This window comes from Limnobaculum parvum (assembly GCF_003096015.2).
In the GTDB taxonomy this organism is placed as follows: Bacteria; Pseudomonadota; Gammaproteobacteria; order Enterobacterales; family Enterobacteriaceae; genus Limnobaculum; species Limnobaculum parvum.
This window is the reverse complement of record NZ_CP029185.2, coordinates 1,925,462-1,942,347: the sequence shown is the minus strand read 5'-3', so window position 1 is coordinate 1,942,347 and position 16,886 is coordinate 1,925,462. Positions and strand designations below refer to the sequence as shown.

The window sequence follows — 16,886 nt, the reverse complement described above, 5'->3', positions numbered from 1 at the left end:
TAGTGATTGTCTGCTTATAAAAACCAATGTAACTGTATAAAATGAAGCAGTAAATTAACCATAAAGGAGTTTAGTATGTGTCGAATTCTTGTAGCCTTAACCGTGATGATATCGGCCAATGCACTCGCTGCGGGTTGTGCGACACCGCGTAACGCCTTCGATCAGGTTTATTGTAGTAGTACAGAGTTTTCTCAGTTAGACCGCGATCTGAATCAGCAATATTCTCGAGTGGTGAAGCTACTGAGCGCAGAACAAAAGAGTACGTTGAAGACAAGCCAGCTAAATTGGATCAAGCAACGGGATACGAGCTGTAGTGAAGAGAAAGATAGCGGATACTTTGTCAACTTAAGCTGTGCCAACAACATGATGAATGAGCGTATTACTTTCCTTAAAGAACGTGAGCGTGAATGTAGCAGTACCGGTTGCGTATCAGCTAAGCTGGCAGACTAAACAATAATTATTTAGGACCTCGCCGTGCGAGGTTTTTTTACGTTAGTTACATTTTGAAAATAACAAAAAAGCGCCATGATCTGCGCTTTTTTGTTATTAATCTTCTGATAAAAATATCAGAGTGGGTTGTTATAGAAAAAGCGTCTTTTTGGTTTAACGAACTGAGCAATAATCACTAGAGTGACAATAGCCAAACTGATAGCAAAAATAATCAGTAACCACTGGGGCATTTCCAATGAAAGGAATGACCACTGTTTTTCACTACAATCACCGTTAGCCACGAATACTTCAGGTAACCACTTATCCAACGGTAACCAAGTCGGAAAGTTAACCAGAACATCGCAGGTGTTTGCTGGAGAAGGGTAAAGTTGAATCACGGTGTGTTTCCATGTCAACAATAGGCCTTCGATAGAGCTGTATAACCAGACAATAATAGCCAGAAAACGTATCAGCGTAGAGGAGGGTGCCAACATACCAATCAGGGCTGCGCCTAAGATGCCAAATAGCGCACAACGCTCGTAAATGCAGAGCACACAAGGTCTCAATAGCATTACGTGTTGGAAATAGAGGGCAATTAACTCAAGTACAATAACAATCAGAGCCAGCAAGAACCAGGAACTTCGTCCTTTAGAACAGCTATTTAAATAACATAACATGATTAATTCACTTTAATATGCATGAGCGATCGCCGATAGCGGTAGTTTAAACTAGTTTTATTTCTATGCCATCTTTCATATGACATTTATGGTTAAGATTTTCTATCTTAGCCAAGGATTTCTTTTTTCCTGATTGATTTAAAATGATTAAGTAATTTTTTACACTAAAATTAGCCTATTTTTGCAATCTAAACCACAGTTTACTCTATTAGATATTTTGGGATGCTATATCCGGCTGTGGGCTTCTGGTATAATGCAACAAGTCGTTTTTATTTTTGTATCTTAATGGAATAGCACTTTTATGGTGATCAAAGCGCAGAGTCCGGCAGGATTTGCGGAAGAGTATTTAATTGAGAGCATTTGGAACAACCGGTTTCCTCCGGGGACTATTTTGCCCGCAGAACGTGAACTCTCCGAACTTATTGGCGTAACTCGTACCACATTGCGTGAAGTATTGCAGCGTTTGGCCAGAGATGGTTGGTTGACCATACAGCACGGTAAACCAACTAAAGTAAATAATTTCTGGGAAACTTCCAGCCTGAGCCTGTTGGAAACGCTGGTGCGTTTAGATCACGATAGTGTTCCTCAATTAATTGATAATCTTCTGGCCGTCAGAACTAATATTGCCGCAATATTTATTCGCGCAGCGGTTCGTCAACATCCGGAAAAAGCTCAGGAAGTTTTAGCGCAGGCGAATAGCCCAGAAGACCGTCCAGAGCGCTTTACCGAGTTGGATTATAATATTTTCCGTGGTTTAGCTTTTGCCTCAGGGAATCCGATTTATGGCCTGATTCTTAATGGTATCAAAGGGCTCTATATTCGCGTTGGTCGTTACTATTTTTCCAATCCGGAAGCACGTCAGTTAGCTATGAGCTTCTATCAACGTCTTGCTGAATTGTGTCGCGACAGGTTACATGACCAAGTAATGGAGTGTGTGCGTCAGTATGGTAAAGCCAGCGGCGTTATCTGGCATAACATGCAAAGCAATATGCCAAAGGATTTGGCTGAAGCGAATTAATCGTTATCCAAAAGATTTATGTGCTCCGTAGCTAAATATCGATAGTTTACTGACCACTTTTAATGCAGAACTAAACGCATTATTTTTACGATTTGAAGGGGCGCAATATGTGCCCCTTATTCTTGCCCTCACATAATGAACAGTGTCGCCATACTCTCAGGTAACCCTAACTTCGAGTTGGTTTCCTTGTTCTCCGAGCTGCGTGATAGCATCCCGAACTTCTGGAGTGTTTGCTCCTTTACCCATTTAATATAATAAATGCGTTGGCTGAGGCAACCATTGCCCCTCCTGAAAGTATTAAATGAGAGAAGATAAAAGCAGTATAGCGATTCCATGCTGAGTGATAGTATTTTTACCCATTGTTTACATTAAAATGCGTTTTTATTTGAAATGAGTAAGGAAGGAAACAATGATTGCAGTCATCTTTGAAGTACAGATAAAACCGGGGCATAAGCAAGCCTATCTGGATTTAGCCGCTGAGTTAAAGCCTTTGTTGAGTGAAATAGATGGTTTTATTTCTATTGAGCGGTTTGAAAGCTTGTCTGAACCGGGCAAGGTGTTGTCTCTTTCATTTTGGCGCGATGAACAGGCCGTTCAGCAATGGAGACAATTAGCGTTGCACCGACAAGCACAGGCTAAAGGTCGAGCGACGATTTTTAACGATTATCGGCTAAAGATTGCCGGAATTATTCGAGACTATGGTATGACCGATAGAGAGCTGGCACCAGACGATAGTCGTATAATGCACGGTTAAAATAGCGAAAAGAATGGGAACGGAATTAGACAAACCCTAGAAAAAAAGAAACCAGCCCAAGGGAGATTGGACTGGTAAGGAGGTGGTTTCTATTAAAGAGATAATAGGAACTCGTCTAGTTATTAATCTTTAGGACTGAGATAGTAGTCCTTTTATTTACTAATAGATGTGATCTATTTCTAATAATTTAAATTAAAGCGTGTGATTTTTAACGCCGTCAGTGGAAAAAAATAAATTTTATGCACTGTGCGGGTTTCGTGTGTTGTTGCTTCCGGCTAAATTTCGCATCAGCAAAGCGTATTCCAGGTTAATATCTTCTGGAACAGGCAGATAAACGACATGTCCGTTACCCGGAGCGACTTCAGTTGGTTGCCCCTTGTTGGTTTCCATTGATTCAATGGTGAAATGGATATTGCCTCTTGGGGTCATCATCTCGACGCTGTCGCCAACGGAAAATTTATTTTTTACATCAACTGCCGCTAAACCATTACGACGCTCGCCGGTAAACTCCCCAACAAACTGCTGGCTGTCAGAAATAGAATAGCCGTAGTCATAATTTTGATGTTCATCATGTACATGGCGGCGTAAAAAACCTTCGGTATATCCGCGATGGGCTAATGATTCTAACGTTGTCATTAGTGAGTCATCGAATGGTTTACCTGCAACGGCATCATCGATGGCTCGACGATAAACCTGAGCGGTACGTGCACAGTAGTAGAACGATTTGGTGCGGCCTTCAATTTTTAATGAATGAACGCCTAACTGAGTTAACCGCTCCACGTGTTGAACGGCTCGCAGATCTTTAGAATTCATAATATAAGTGCCGTGTTCATCTTCAAAGGCGCTCATATACTCGCCAGGACGCAGCGCTTCTTCAATCATAAACACTTTATCGGTAGGGGCACCGGCACCCAAGGTTGGGTCAACGTTTTTTACTGGAATGGGTTCATGAATATGCACAATGTTGCCGGTGTCATCCTCTTTACCTTCTTCCATTTTATACTCCCAGCGACAGGCGTTAGTGCAAGTGCCTTGGTTAGGATCGCGCTTATTAATATAACCTGAAAGCAGGCAACGGCCAGAATAGGCCATGCATAAAGCACCGTGTACAAAGGTTTCCAGTTCAATGTCTGGTACTTGCTGGCGAATTTCTTCAATCTCTTCCAGCGATAATTCGCGGGAGAGAATGACGCGGGTCAGCCCCATCTGTTTCCAGAATTTCACCGTTGCCCAGTTTACGGCGTTGGCCTGTACGGAAAGGTGAATATCAATATCAGGAAACGCTTCACGTACCATCATAATCAGCCCTGGATCGGACATAATTAAGGCATCCGGGCCCATTTCGACGACGGGGGCCAGATCGCGAATAAAAGTTTTGAGTTTGGAGTTATGGGGGGCGATATTAACCACCACATAAAACTTTTTACCAAGGGCATGGGCTTCATTAATGCCTAAAGCCAGATTCTGGTGATTGAATTCGTTGTTACGCACCCGCAGGCTGTAACGAGGCTGACCGGCATAAACTGCATCTGCGCCATAGGCAAAGGCGTAACGCATATTTTTCAGCGTACCGGCCGGAGAAAGTAATTCCGGTTTAAACATGTTGTTAGTCTCTTAGTCTGATCACAAGTCAGAGCCGCACCCTAAGGGTACAGCCTTGGGAAAATCCCAGGGCCGGAATTGTAGACCTGGTTGAGATGAATGGCAACGGCAGGCGTGAAACAAGACGTGTTTTAAGATTTACTGCTCGTGGGTACAGTTCGATAGTGAAGTTTTATGACTGAAATAGTTAATCGAAAGGTGAGGTTACCGTAGGCAGGCTCGTCTGATGAGCTTCATCACTGAGTACCGATGGTCTTCCGGCCGAGTGCAATGCCAATATATGCAATGTCGTTTATACGACCGGAATGTTCATTGGTACCGATTTACTCGTCACCAGTAAGTATAAGTCGATCGCAACACCGTTGTTCGGTCTACCACATAGGTTGGAAACAGCTCTAGCTCCTTGCTAATGGATTTAGTGCAGTCATTACGCTCATTCCATTCCAGACAGTCGGTTTTTTTATTGCCAAGATAGTAGGGGGAAACGGTAATTTCTATCATGCCGCTGGCACGTTGCTGGCTGTCATACAGGTAACTAATGCTCATTGTCGGGCCGATCAAGGCGAAGGGCTTATTGTCCGGCTGAAAGAAGAAACGGTATTCGCCGTTGACAGTTTCGTCACTACCGCTCAATAAGCTATAAGCCATACGGAATTTATCGTCAGTTTTATAGATGCCGTTGGTTACACCGTTTTCTGCTTTTTTATCATCACTGCCGGAAAGGTAATTATCCGTTGAGCTGACGATTAGCCCTTTATCATCAGTATGATAATCAATCGCACCTTCCCGGGCATAAAACAGTTTATTCATACCAAATAGAGTGACGTTGTAACTATTTCTCCAGCCCTGTTGATTTCTACGGATATCGTAGCTGGAATCAATGCGAAAGCGCAGTTCATTGCGCGTTATTTGGGCATACATATCGGTCAACTGGCCGCAGCGGTCGTAGTTAAATTTATAGTAAAAGGCTGAGTGGGTATTGTCGCTTTCGGTGACGGTTTCCACTTCACGGGCATGATTAAATTCTGGCATGTTGAGCAGAGCCAGATGATTATTAATAACGGTCTCTTTACCCACTACGCAGTCCTTAGCTGTCTCTGCATGGACAACAGAGACCAATAAGGTGTGAATAATTAGAACGAAAAGGGAACGCTTAATAACTAAATTCATTAACCTGACAACTCCTGTTGTATTTTCCATCACTACTCAGAAAAGCATAAATACCTGTTTACTTACTCTTCCCAACGGTAGCCTAACCCGTATACCGAGCGGATAAATACTTTTTCTGGCGCTAAGGCTTCCAGTTTACGGCGTAAATTCTTGATATGACTGTCCACGGTTCGATCGGTTACCACACGGTAGTCGTCGTAAAGGTTATCCAACAGCGATTCTCTGGTCAGCACCTGGCCCGGATGGGTCGACAGGGTTTTTAGCAACCGAAATTCGGCGGCGGTCAAATCAAGGCTGGTATTGTTATATCGAATCTGAAACTGTGAATCATCCAACTGTAAACCCAATTCCACAGAGGGTAATTCTCTGACCGGCAGATAGCAACGTCTTAAAATAGTTTTAACCCGAGCCACCACTTCCCGTGGGCTATAGGGCTTACAGATGTAGTCATCCGCACCGATTTCCAGTCCGGATAGACGATCGATCTCTTCAGTCTTTGCCGTTACTATCACCACCGGCACATCAGAGAAAGTACGAATTTCACGACACAGTGTGATGCCATCAACGCCGGGTAACATCAAATCTAACAGGATCAGCGAAGGAGCGTATTGTTTCACCCAATCAATGACTTCTTGGCCTTGAGTAATCAAATGGGTGCGATACCCGGCGGCCTGAAGATAATCAATTAACAACTGACCCAGCTTAGGCTCATCTTCTACAATCAATACGGGCGGCAAATCATTGCCGGATAATAGGGCGCTTTCTGTCATGGTTATGGGGATACCATTTCTGTTACCAGCGGTAAGAGTAACTGAATTTCTAGTCCGCCTAAAGCAGAATGGTTGGCGCTAATTTCTCCGCCGTGAGCATCAACAATATTCCAGCAGATGGAGAGGCCTAATCCAGAGCCGCCGTTGGCGCGGTTGCGTGAAACTTCAGTACGATAAAAACGCTCAAAAATCTGACTTAACTGTTCATCAGTAACACCAGGCGCAGAATCGTGCCAGTGTAACAGTATTGATGCTTTAGTGATGGTGACCGAGATACGTAGCCGTCCCTGCGTATCGGCGTAAGTGGCATCGGTATAACGCAGACTGTTTTCTAACAAATTATGAAACAGCTGTGATAGCCGGTCGGGATCGCCAAAAACGACGGCACTTTGTGGTAGATCGGTTTCAATGGCTAATCCCTTATGGGTAAAGCGACTTTGATAGGCCGCGATAGCCTGTTCCAGTAATGCGATCAGATCGAGATTGCTCTTTTTATACGTTAGAGCCCCTAAATCGGATAATGAAAGCTGATGTAAATCATTGACTAATTTGGTCAGGGATCGCACTTCAGCCTGCAGCGAATGTAAGGAGGTCGCGGTGAGTTGGCGGACCCCGTCCTCTAGCGCTTCCAATTCTCCCTGCAATACGGCTAACGGCGTTCGTAACTCGTGGGAGACATCGGCAATAAAGGCCTGTCGCATACGTTCGTTTTTTTCTAGCGTGTTGGCCAGTTGGTTAAAGTCATTGGCCAACATTCCCAGTTCATCTTTACTGGTGACCAGAACCCGAGCGGAAAAGTCTCCGGCTGCCAGTTGGTGGGTACCGGTAACCAAGTGTTTTACGCGAGATAACAGGCTGCGGGAAACCAGCAGCGTGGCAATGGCGGCCAGTAGGGTTGAAAGGCCAATCAACATCCAACTGGTGCGATTTTGTTGTTTAGCAAAATTTATATCGGCACTGCGGGTTAATTTTTCGCTCGGCATACCAACAATCCAGCCGATGGTTTTCCCATCCAGCGTGATGGCTTTACGGGTAGCCTGACGTGGAACCGGGTGGGAGGATCCTGCAAGCATATGGTTCTGAGTATCAAAGATCCAGAAAGGGACTCGCCACCCTTGAGGCGGTAACGTCTGTTCGTCATTCTCATCATGGCTTTGTTCAATCGAGGGCAATAGCTGATAAATGATTTTTTCATTGCGCTGGAGAAATTGCCAGTTACCCTCATGGCGATAGCGTTCTGCCAGCGCATTGCCTAGCAAACTTAAACGTTGTTCGTTACCGGAGCGGATATAATCGGTAAAACCCCGTTCAAAACTCAGGCGAACGCCCCAGTGCATGGTAATGAGTACCAGCATGCAGGTGGCTAAAATGGCAAAGAATAGCTTTCCGGTGATCCCCAATTTCATTAGATTTAATTTCCGTTAGTTATCGGATTTATCTCGACGGTTACCCGAACCCAACAAGACGTTTTTAGCACTGTCTTTGGGAACCCGAGCAAAAATTGCCGTCGGAATCAGCATAATTAACCCAATACACAAATAGGTATATAAGAATGCCTGTTGAACGTCAGGGCTACCAACGGCAACATGATGCATTGAGAAGATACCCAACAGAATCCCTGCAATACTGACGCCTAGGCTCATGGATAACTGCATAACCATTGACAGCAGGCTGTTACCGCTGCTGGCGAGTTCATCGGGCAAATCTTTCAGCGTCAGGGTGTTCATAGTGGAAAAACGTACCGCATTAGTTACCCCGAGCATAAATAACAGAAACGGAATCAGCACATACCATCCCAACAAGCCAGCGATTGGGATCAACAGCGTAATGACCGGTAAGGCTAAGGTCGCGATGCTAAGAACAACCCGATAGCCATAGCGGTTAACAATTTGCACCACCAGACGTTTAATGCTCATGCTGCCAATGATCATGGGAATCATCATCAAACCAGCGTGGAATGGGGAAAAACCTAAACCCACCTGTAAAAATAATGGCGTCATAAACGGTAGCATCCCGCCACCAATACGAGCGAATAAACTGCCAGTCAGCCCTAGCGCAAAGGTTGGGATTTTAAACATAGCCAAATTGAACAGCGGCGCTTTAGCCCGGCGAGCGTGTAGCCAATAAAGCCCAAGAGCGGCAACGCCGCTGGTACATAGAAACAAAATGGCCGTTGGAGTCAGGCCTAAACCAGAGTGACCATCCAGCGAAAGGGTAATGGTGGCCATACCAATTGCCAACAAAATAAAACCAACCACATCGAAGGGGCGCGGCGGCATTTTATAGTTAGGCATAATCATCAGGATTGCCAATACGCCAATAATACCGACCGGAATATTAATCAGAAAAATCCAGTGCCAACTGGCGTACTCCACTAGAAAACCGCCCAGCGCGGGCCCCATCAATGGGCCAACCTGCCCGGGTAAGGTAACAAAGGTCATGGCCGCCATATACTGTTCGCGAGGAACGATTTTCATCACGGTTAATCGACCTACGGGCACCATCATGGCTCCACCAATCCCTTGTATTACCCGCGCGCGAATCAGCTCTTGTAAGCTTTCTGACTGAGCGCAAAGCAGAGAACCGAAGGTGAAAAGAACAATAGCGGATAGAAATACCGGCTTAACGCCGATACGGTCCGCTAACCAGCCGCTGGCGGGTAGCCCTACGGCGACAGTAAGAATATAGGCAACAATGACGGATTGCATCTGAAGCGGGCTTTCATTGAGACTAACTGCCATAGAAGGCAAGGCCGTATTCAGAATGGTGGTGTCCAGCGACTGCATAAAGAAACCCAGAGCCACAATCCACAGTTGCCAACGCACATTAACGTGACTCTTTTTCATTTTGTGTCGGTTCCTCCGGGCAGACTCAGGTGGTTAGTGGGGGTTATCAGTGACGGATGACGGTTTTTATACCAAAGCCTTAGGCGATCAAAGTAGAGATAAATCACCGGCGTAGTATACAGGGTTAATAGTTGACTCATTATCAACCCGCCAACAATAGTGATACCCAGAGGCTGTCGCAATTCCGCTCCGTCGCCGCTGCCAAGTACCAGAGGAATAGCACCAAAAATAGCTGCCAGAGTGGTCATCATAATCGGTCGAAAACGCAGCAGGCAGGCCTGAAAGATAGCTTCGCGAGGCGTCAAGTTACCTTGCCTTTCTGCCGTAAGAGCAAAATCCACCATCATGATGGCGTTCTTCTTGACCAACCCAATTAACAGCATAACGCCGATGAGAGCGATCAGGCTGAATGGGGTATCAAACAGTTCTAAAGCCAGTATAGCGCCAACCCCGGCAGATGGCAGGGTGGATAAAATGGTCAGAGGATGAATATAACTCTCATACAGGACACCCAGTACGATATACACAGTCATGATGGCTGCAATAATCAGGAAAATCTGTGATTGCAGCATTTCCTGAAAGACCTGAGCAGTACCGGCAAAAGATCCTCTGACTGTATTGGGAACGCCTAATGCGGTCATGGTTCGTTCAATAGCTGCGGTGGCCTCGGATAAGGAATATCCCTCCGCCAGATTAAACGAAACGGTAGACGCGGCGGAAAGGCCTTGGTGGTTGACGGATAATGGCGCATTTGCCGGGGTCCACTGGGCAAAGTAGGAAAGGGGAATAGGTTTGCCATCCTGATTGATGACAAACATCTTATCTAGAGCGCTTTGGTCTTGAGCAAACTCAGGCGCAACTTCCATGACCACTTTATATTGGTTCAACGGTTGATAGATGGTAGAAATTTGTCGCTGCCCAAACGCATTATTGAGCAGGGCGTTGGCAGCGGAAACATCAATCCCTAATCGCGACATGGTTTCTCGGTTATAGGTGATGGCAATTTCGGCCCCTTTATCCTGTTGGTCGGAGTTAACATCCGTCAGTTCAGGTAGGGTGGCAAATGCCGCCCGAATTTTTGGTTCCCATTGACGTAGAATGCTGAGATCGTCAGACAGCAAAGCATATTGATAACCAGCGTTCGACTGACGCCCGCCGGCTCTGACATCTTGCACAGCCATCAAAAACAGGCTGGCCCCTGGTTCTTGAGAGAGTTTGCCCCTTAGACGATTAATCACTTGTTGGGCTGTGTCTTTGCGCTCTGTCAGCGGCTTGAGTGAGATAAACATGGAGCCGCTATTGGTACGTGAACCGCCGGTAAAACCGGTAACGTTATCCACATCCTGATCGCTACTGACGATTTTCATCAGCACTTCCATCTTCTTTTTCATCGACTGAAAAGAGATGCTCTGGTCTGCCTGTACAAACCCCATCAGTCGACCGGTATCCTGTTCAGGAAAGAAGGTCTTGGGGACATTCACATACAGCCAGACGTTCAGCACAATGGTGCTAAGAAAGATGACGAACACCAGTCGCGAGTGATCTAACGTCCAGTTAAGACTACGGGCATAGCCTTGTTGAAGGGCAAGAATGATGCGGCCAAACCCTTGTGAAGAACGAGGCCGTTCCTGTTTTCTGGCTTGTAGCAACCGGGCGCACATCATCGGCGTTAGGGTAAGAGAAATCACCAATGAGATCCCAATCGCCACCGACAGTGAAATAGCAAACTCGCTGAATAAACGTCCGGGCAAGCCACTCATAAACAGCAATGGAATAAAAACCGCTACCAGAGAAAGGCTCATCGAGAGAACGGTAAAACCGACTTCGTTTACCCCTTTCAGTGCGGCATCAAAAGGTTTAAGCCCTGCTTCAATATGGCGAGCAATGTTCTCCAGCACCACAATGGCATCATCGACTACAAAGCCCGTGGCAATGGTCAAGGCCATCAGCGACAGGTTATTCAGACTAAAACCGAGCATATACATGGCGGCACAGGTACCAATCAGCGAAACCGGTACGGCAACCGCCGGGATTAGCGTCGCCCGCCCAGAACGCAGAAACAGGAATACCACCAGAATCACTAGCGCAACGGCGATAGTCAGGGCGCGTTCAACCTCAAACAACGAGGCGCGAATCGTGGGTGAGCGATCCTGAGCAATCGCGAGATTAATCGAGGCAGGGATATAAGATTGCAGTTCAGGTATTTCTGCACGAATGCGGTCTACCGTATCGATAATGTTGGCATCAGCGGAACGTCGAATCATAATCAAAATGGCGGGAATACCATTCGCCATACCGGCATTACGAATGTCTTGTACCGAGTCGGTGACGGTGGCTACATCCTGTAATCTGACCGCAGACTGATTATTGTAATGAATAATAATCGGTTTATATTGGTCGGCTGTTTTAATCTCATCGTTGGTTTGAACCTGCCAGTTTTGTGCATTGGCTTTCAAAAATCCCTGCGGTTTGCGAACGTTGGCCCGGCTAATCGCGGTTCGGACATCGTCTAACGAAACCCCCTGATTGAACAGCGCCTGAGGGTTAAGCTGTACCCGCACAGCGGGTAGAGAGCTACCGCCAACGGAAACATCACCAACCCCCTCCAGTTGAGAGAGCTTCTGTGCCAATTGAGTCGATGCGTAATCGTAAAGCTCTCCCTGACTGTAAACGTCAGAAGTTAACGTCAGGATCATTATGGGGGCATCGGAAGGGTTGGCTTTTCGGTAGGTGGGTCTGGAAGGCATACCGCTGGGAAGCAAATTGTGCGCTGCGTTGATGGCCGCCTGCACATCACGGGCGGCGCCATTGATATCCCGATCCATATCAAATTGCAGAATAATGCGGGTACTGCCCAGTGAGCTGGTTGATGTCATTTCATTAACACCGGCAATGGCACCTAACGAGCGTTCCAGCGGGGTTGCAATGGACGATGCCATGGTCTCCGGTGATGCGCCCGGCAGTGAAGCACTGACGGAAATCACCGGAAAATCAATTTTGGGCAAGGGAGAGACGGGCAGTAATTTAAAGCCAAGAATACCGCTGAGAATAATGCCCAGCGTCAGCAAAATGGTGGCTACCGGACGGTTAATAAACAGGGCATAGAACTTCATATCACACACCGTCCTGAGTGGTTTCAGTTGGTTGAGTGATAACCGGTTTACGCTTACTCAAACGGTCAAACATCAAATAGATAACCGGCGTGGTAAACAGGGTGAGCACTTGACTGACTAACAGGCCTCCCACCATACATATTCCCAGCGGGTGGCGTAACTCAGCACCAATACCGGTGCTGAACATTAGCGGTAAAGCACCCAACAAAGCTGCCATTGTGGTCATCAGAATAGGGCGAAAACGCAGCAAACAGGCTTGATAAATTGCATCATAAGGGTTTTTTCCCTGCTCACGTTCCGCCGCCAGCGCAAAGTCGATCATCATGATGGCATTCTTCTTCACAATACCAATAAGCAGGATGATGCCGATAATGGCGATAATATCCAGCTCCTGACCAGAGAGCATCAGTGCCAGTAAGGCACCAACACCGGCACTGGGTAAGGTGGAAAGAATAGTTACCGGATGAATAAAGCTCTCATACAATACGCCGAGCACAATATACATTGTGACGATCGCCGCCAGAATTAGCCATAGTGTACTGCTCAGTGAGGCCTGAAAAGCTAGCGTTGCGCCCTGAAATTGGGTGGTGATATCGGTCGGAAAATTCAGTTCCTGTTCGGCCTGAGTAATGGCTTTAGTGGCTTCACCCAGCGATACTCCAGCCGGTAAGTTAAACGAAACGGTGGCTGAAGGGAATTGAGCGATACGGTTAACCGACAGTGGCCCAACCCGCTGCTCAATGGTGGCAATATTGGTTAAGCGAATTGACTGACCGCTGCCATTTTTCAGGTAGATATCATCAAAAGCGTTAAGCACCCGTTGGTTATCAACCTGCTGTTCCAATACCACCCGATACTGATTAGCCTGAGTGTAAATAGTGGAGATCAGTCGCTGACCGAAGGCGTTATACAGCGCATTATCAATGCTGCTCATATTAATACCTAAACGGCTGGCCTCATCACGGTTCACATTAACATAAGCCACTAATCCCTGATCCTGCCAGTCGCTGCTCACATCGGCCAGTTCCGGCAATTGTTTCAGGCGATCGAGTAATTTAGGCACCCACAGCGTGAGTTGGTCTAATGACATCGTTTGCAACGTGAACTGATACTGAGTGCGGCTTATCCGATCCTCAATGGTTAAGTCCTGTACCGGTTGCAGATAGAGGGTAATCCCCGGCAAGGCTTGTACACTGTGATGTAAGCGTTCAATAATTTTAGGTGCGCGGTCATCGCGTTGGTTTAACGGCTTCAAATTAATTTGCAGTCGCCCATTGTTTAGGGTGGCATTACTGCCATCAACACCAATAAATGAAGAGACACTCTCTACCGCGGGGTCTTGCAGCAGGATTTTGGTCACGGCCTGCTGGCGTTCAGACATTGCTGAGAATGAGATAGATTGCGGCGCTTCTAATGTTCCCTGAATCAGACCGTTGTCCTGTAATGGAAAGAAGCCTTTGGGAATAAACAGATAGAGTAAGACGGTCAGGCCCAGTGTCCCCACTGCGACGGACAGCGTGGCCCAGTGATGCTTTAAGGCGATGGTCAAATAGCGTCCATAACCGGCGATAATCTGTTCAAAAAAACGCTCACAGGCCAGAGAGAAACGATTTTGTTTACGCAGAGACGCGTGGCTTAACAGTCGGGCACACATCATTGGGGTGAGGGTTAGCGAAACCACGCCAGAAATCAAAATCGCAATGGTCAGGGTAAGTGCAAATTCATGGAATAAGCGACCAACCACATCGCCCATAAACAGGAGCGGGATTAATACCGCCACCAGCGAGATGGTCAGAGAGATAATGGTGAAACCAATTTCACCCGCACCTTTTAGCGCCGCGTTTAACGGTTTTTCCCCCTGTTCGATATAACGGGAGATGTTTTCTATCACCACAATCGCGTCATCCACCACAAAACCTGCGGCGATAATCATTGCCATTAATGTCAGGTTATTGATGGAGAAGCCGAGAAAATACATTGCGGCAAAGGTACCTATTAATGACAGCGGTACCGCAACACTGGGAATGATGGTTGCGGGAACATTACGCAAGAAAAGATAGATCACCATCACCACCAGTATCACTGCCAGCAACAGTTCAAACTGTACATCGTTAATTGAAGTTCGAATGGTGACGGTACGATCGGTGAGTATTTGTACTTTTACCGACGCGGGCAGGCTCTCGATCAGTTGGGGCAAGACGGTACGAACCTCATCGGCGGCGGTAATAACATTAGCACCAGGCTGACGTTGAATATTTAAAATAATGGCTTGTTTCTGATTGGCCCAAGCGGCCAACTGGGTATTTTCTGCACCTTCCTCAATACGTGCAATATCTTGTAGGCGAACCGGCGCACCGTCTTTATAGAACACAATCAGTTGGCGATAATCTTGTAATGACTTCATCTGGTCATTGGCTGACAGGGTTGCGGAACGAGTCGGGCCATCGAGGTTACCTTTAGCCGTATTGACGTTAGCACCGGTGATGGCAGTACGTACTGTTTCACTATCCAGACCATAGGCGGCGACTGCTTGAGGATTGAGGATAACTCGTACCGCAGGGCGTTCCCCCCCGGATAAGCTAACCAAACCAACGCCGGAAACCTGAGAAATCTTCTGTGCTACTCGGGTTTCTATCATATCCCGCACTTGGCTCATGGGTAAGCCGTCGGAAGTGACTGCCAAAGTTAGAATGGGAGCATCGGCAGGATTGACCTTGTTGTAAATGGGGGGATAGGGTAGATCGTTAGGCAGCAGGTTGGTTGCCGCATTAATCGCGGCCTGAACTTCCTGCTCTGCAACGTCCAAATCCAGATCGAGTTGAAACTGTAGGGTAATAACTGAGGCACCACCGGAGCTTTGAGATGACATCTGCTTCAGTCCGGACATCTGCCCCAATTGTTGTTCTAGCGGAGCAGTAATCGCAGAAGTGGTAACGTCGGGACTGGCACCGGGATAAAGCGTGACCACTTGAATCGTTGGGTAGTCTACTTCCGGCAGTGCCGAAACCGGCAGAGATTTATAGCCCAGTATTCCCGCCAACAGCAGGGCGATCATGAGTAGCGTGGTGGCCACCGGGCGCAAAATAAATTGGCGGGATGGGCCTCCGCCTGAAACTATTTTGTTAGACGCGTGTTCAGAGCGCTCACTCATTTTGCATCCTGTGGCTGGCGAGGGCTTTTAGCATTGGGGGCCGATAGGGATTGCGGTGTTACTACTTCAACCTGCATGTCCTGTTTCAGACGGTCAACGCCATCGGTAACGACGCGTTTCCCTGCCTCAACACCTTGGGTAACGACCACACTCTCTCCACTGCGAAATCCAACGGTAACGGGCTGTTTACTGACTTTATTTTCGTCATTAATCATCCAGACAAAGTTTTCATTATTGCCGGTTTGAATGGCCGCCGCAGGAATAACGATGGCGTTATCTATCGTATCGACCTTTATCTTGGCGTTAACAAATTGATTTGGAAACAGCAGATTGTCCTGATTGGTAAAGCGAGCTTTTAATTTGATGGTGCCAGTGGTGGCATCAATCTGGTTATCTAGACTGAGCAACGCTCCTGTGGATATTAACTGCTTGTTTCCGCGATCCCAAGCTTCAACCGGCAGTGATTTACCCTGATTATAGGCGGGTAAAATGGCATGCAGATCGGTCTCTGGCAATGCAAACAGCACATCAATAGGATGCGTTTGGGTAATGACGACCAATCCGGTACTGTCACCGCTGGAAACATAGTTACCCACATCAACCAGCTTTAGACCCACTCGACCCGAAATAGGCGCGGTGACTTTACTGTACGTTAATTGCAAATTAGCACTGTCAACCGCGCCTTGCGCGGATTTTAGGCTACCTTCACTTTGCCTAACCAGCGCTTGCTGTGTATCCAACTGTTGTTGTGAAACCATATTGGTTTTAATCAGCTTTTGATAACGGGCTAAATCACGCTTGGCATTGCTTAAGGTGGCTTGGATATTTAGCCGTTGGCCTTCCGCCTGAGTTAACTGTACTTGATAAGGGCGCGGATCGATTTCAACCAGCAGATCTCCCGCATTGACGTCTTGGCCTTCGGTGAAGTGTATTGCCATGATTTGACCATCCACCCGGTTACGCACCGTAACCGTATTGGCAGCGGTCACCGTACCTAGTCCACTCAGATAGCGAGGAATATTCTGCACACTTGCAGTGGCAATCTGCACCGGCGGTAGCGGCATATTGTGCCGTCCACCGCCGGTGGGTTGGGATGACTTCGTTACTCCGGGCACCCGAACCGTATTACTGCTATGCCAAAATAGCCAGACTCCGGTAGCAACAATCGCGATAGTGATGAGCGGCAGTGGGCGTAATAAACGCTTGAATTGCAGTGTCATAGTTAGAAGCTCACTTAAACAGCTCAATGGTGGAGCTATTACCCTGAATTAGTTGAAAATACTGTGATTTTATTAGTATAACCTGTTCAGAGAAAAGAATGATGAAGGAAATGTGGAAGTTCGGTAATGAAGCGTA

General features: G+C 46.9%; 12 protein-coding genes. 3 read left to right on the top strand and 9 right to left on the bottom strand.

The annotated features are described in order from the left end of the window. The first annotated feature begins 75 nt into the window (after positions 1–75). Positions 76–450 carry a lysozyme inhibitor LprI family protein gene (locus HYN51_RS07940; RefSeq protein WP_108899535.1) on the top strand — a complete coding sequence of 125 codons (375 nt, stop codon included), beginning with the start codon at positions 76–78 and terminating at the stop codon, positions 448–450. A gap of 116 nt (positions 451–566) precedes the next feature. Here HYN51_RS07940 and dsbB read toward each other — a convergent pair whose 3' ends face one another. Continuing rightward, entirely contained in the window at positions 567–1,106 is a 540-nt protein-coding gene (gene dsbB / locus HYN51_RS07935; protein ID WP_108899534.1) for a disulfide bond formation protein DsbB, read from the bottom strand. 301 nt (positions 1,107–1,407) lie between these two features. On the opposite strand from dsbB, the gene fadR reads away from it, so the two are divergent. Together fadR and HYN51_RS07925 are read left to right on the top strand one after the other, a co-directional pair. Further along, complete coding sequence (gene fadR, locus HYN51_RS07930) at positions 1,408–2,124, top strand: fatty acid metabolism transcriptional regulator FadR (RefSeq protein ID WP_108899533.1); 717 nt, start codon at positions 1,408–1,410, stop codon at positions 2,122–2,124. Between the two features lie 409 nt (positions 2,125–2,533). Further along, positions 2,534–2,878, top strand: a complete 345-nt coding sequence (locus HYN51_RS07925) for an antibiotic biosynthesis monooxygenase family protein (protein WP_108899532.1) — start codon at positions 2,534–2,536, stop codon at positions 2,876–2,878. 237 nt (positions 2,879–3,115) lie between these two features. Here HYN51_RS07925 and trhP read toward each other — a convergent pair whose 3' ends face one another. The 8 genes from trhP to HYN51_RS07885 all read right to left on the bottom strand — a co-directional run bounded on the left by trhP (position 3,116) and on the right by HYN51_RS07885 (position 16,750). Beyond that, a complete protein-coding gene (trhP, locus tag HYN51_RS07920; protein WP_108899531.1) occupies positions 3,116–4,480 on the bottom strand; it encodes a prephenate-dependent tRNA uridine(34) hydroxylase TrhP in 1,365 nt (454 codons plus the stop codon). 330 nt (positions 4,481–4,810) lie between these two features. Then, positions 4,811–5,650, bottom strand: a complete 840-nt coding sequence (locus HYN51_RS07915) for a hypothetical protein (protein WP_108899530.1) — start codon at positions 5,648–5,650, stop codon at positions 4,811–4,813. A 62-nt stretch (positions 5,651–5,712) separates the two neighbouring features. Then, positions 5,713–6,420, bottom strand: a complete 708-nt coding sequence (gene baeR, locus HYN51_RS07910) for an envelope stress response regulator BaeR (protein WP_108899529.1) — start codon at positions 6,418–6,420, stop codon at positions 5,713–5,715. A 2-nt stretch (positions 6,421–6,422) separates the two neighbouring features. Continuing rightward, positions 6,423–7,826, bottom strand: a complete 1,404-nt coding sequence (gene baeS, locus HYN51_RS07905) for an envelope stress sensor histidine kinase BaeS (RefSeq protein ID WP_108899528.1) — start codon at positions 7,824–7,826, stop codon at positions 6,423–6,425. Positions 7,827–7,841: 15 nt separating this feature from the next. Continuing rightward, positions 7,842–9,266 (bottom strand): multidrug transporter subunit MdtD, encoded by a 1,425-nt coding sequence (mdtD, locus tag HYN51_RS07900; RefSeq protein WP_108899527.1) that lies wholly within the window; start codon positions 9,264–9,266, stop codon positions 7,842–7,844. Beyond that, a complete protein-coding gene (mdtC, locus tag HYN51_RS07895) occupies positions 9,263–12,379 on the bottom strand; it encodes a multidrug efflux RND transporter permease subunit MdtC (RefSeq protein WP_108899526.1) in 3,117 nt (1,038 codons plus the stop codon). The genes mdtD and mdtC overlap by 4 nt, the downstream gene beginning before the upstream one ends. Before the next feature lies 1 nt (position 12,380). Beyond that, complete coding sequence (locus HYN51_RS07890; RefSeq protein ID WP_108899525.1) at positions 12,381–15,530, bottom strand: MdtB/MuxB family multidrug efflux RND transporter permease subunit; 3,150 nt, start codon at positions 15,528–15,530, stop codon at positions 12,381–12,383. Then, positions 15,527–16,750, bottom strand: coding sequence for an MdtA/MuxA family multidrug efflux RND transporter periplasmic adaptor subunit (locus HYN51_RS07885; RefSeq protein ID WP_108899524.1), 1,224 nt, complete (start codon positions 16,748–16,750; stop codon positions 15,527–15,529). Before HYN51_RS07885 ends, HYN51_RS07890 begins: the two co-directional genes overlap by 4 nt. Between the last annotated feature and the right edge of the window lie 136 nt (positions 16,751–16,886).

Excerpts from the sequence above, each read along its gene's own strand:
- HYN51_RS07940 (WP_108899535.1), top strand. The coding sequence starts at position 76 with ATGTGTCGAATTCTTGTAGCCTTAACCGTGATGATATCGGCCAATGCA.
- dsbB (WP_108899534.1), bottom strand. The coding sequence starts at position 1,106 with ATGTTATGTTATTTAAATAGCTGTTCTAAAGGACGAAGTTCCTGGTTC.
- fadR (WP_108899533.1), top strand. The coding sequence starts at position 1,408 with ATGGTGATCAAAGCGCAGAGTCCGGCAGGATTTGCGGAAGAGTATTTA.
- HYN51_RS07925 (WP_108899532.1), top strand. The coding sequence starts at position 2,534 with ATGATTGCAGTCATCTTTGAAGTACAGATAAAACCGGGGCATAAGCAA.
- trhP (WP_108899531.1), bottom strand. The coding sequence starts at position 4,480 with ATGTTTAAACCGGAATTACTTTCTCCGGCCGGTACGCTGAAAAATATG.
- HYN51_RS07915 (WP_108899530.1), bottom strand. The coding sequence starts at position 5,650 with ATGAATTTAGTTATTAAGCGTTCCCTTTTCGTTCTAATTATTCACACC.
- baeR (WP_108899529.1), bottom strand. The coding sequence starts at position 6,420 with ATGACAGAAAGCGCCCTATTATCCGGCAATGATTTGCCGCCCGTATTG.
- baeS (WP_108899528.1), bottom strand. The coding sequence starts at position 7,826 with ATGAAATTGGGGATCACCGGAAAGCTATTCTTTGCCATTTTAGCCACC.
- mdtD (WP_108899527.1), bottom strand. The coding sequence starts at position 9,266 with ATGAAAAAGAGTCACGTTAATGTGCGTTGGCAACTGTGGATTGTGGCT.
- mdtC (WP_108899526.1), bottom strand. The coding sequence starts at position 12,379 with ATGAAGTTCTATGCCCTGTTTATTAACCGTCCGGTAGCCACCATTTTG.
- HYN51_RS07890 (WP_108899525.1), bottom strand. The coding sequence starts at position 15,530 with ATGAGTGAGCGCTCTGAACACGCGTCTAACAAAATAGTTTCAGGCGGA.
- HYN51_RS07885 (WP_108899524.1), bottom strand. The coding sequence starts at position 16,750 with ATGACACTGCAATTCAAGCGTTTATTACGCCCACTGCCGCTCATCACT.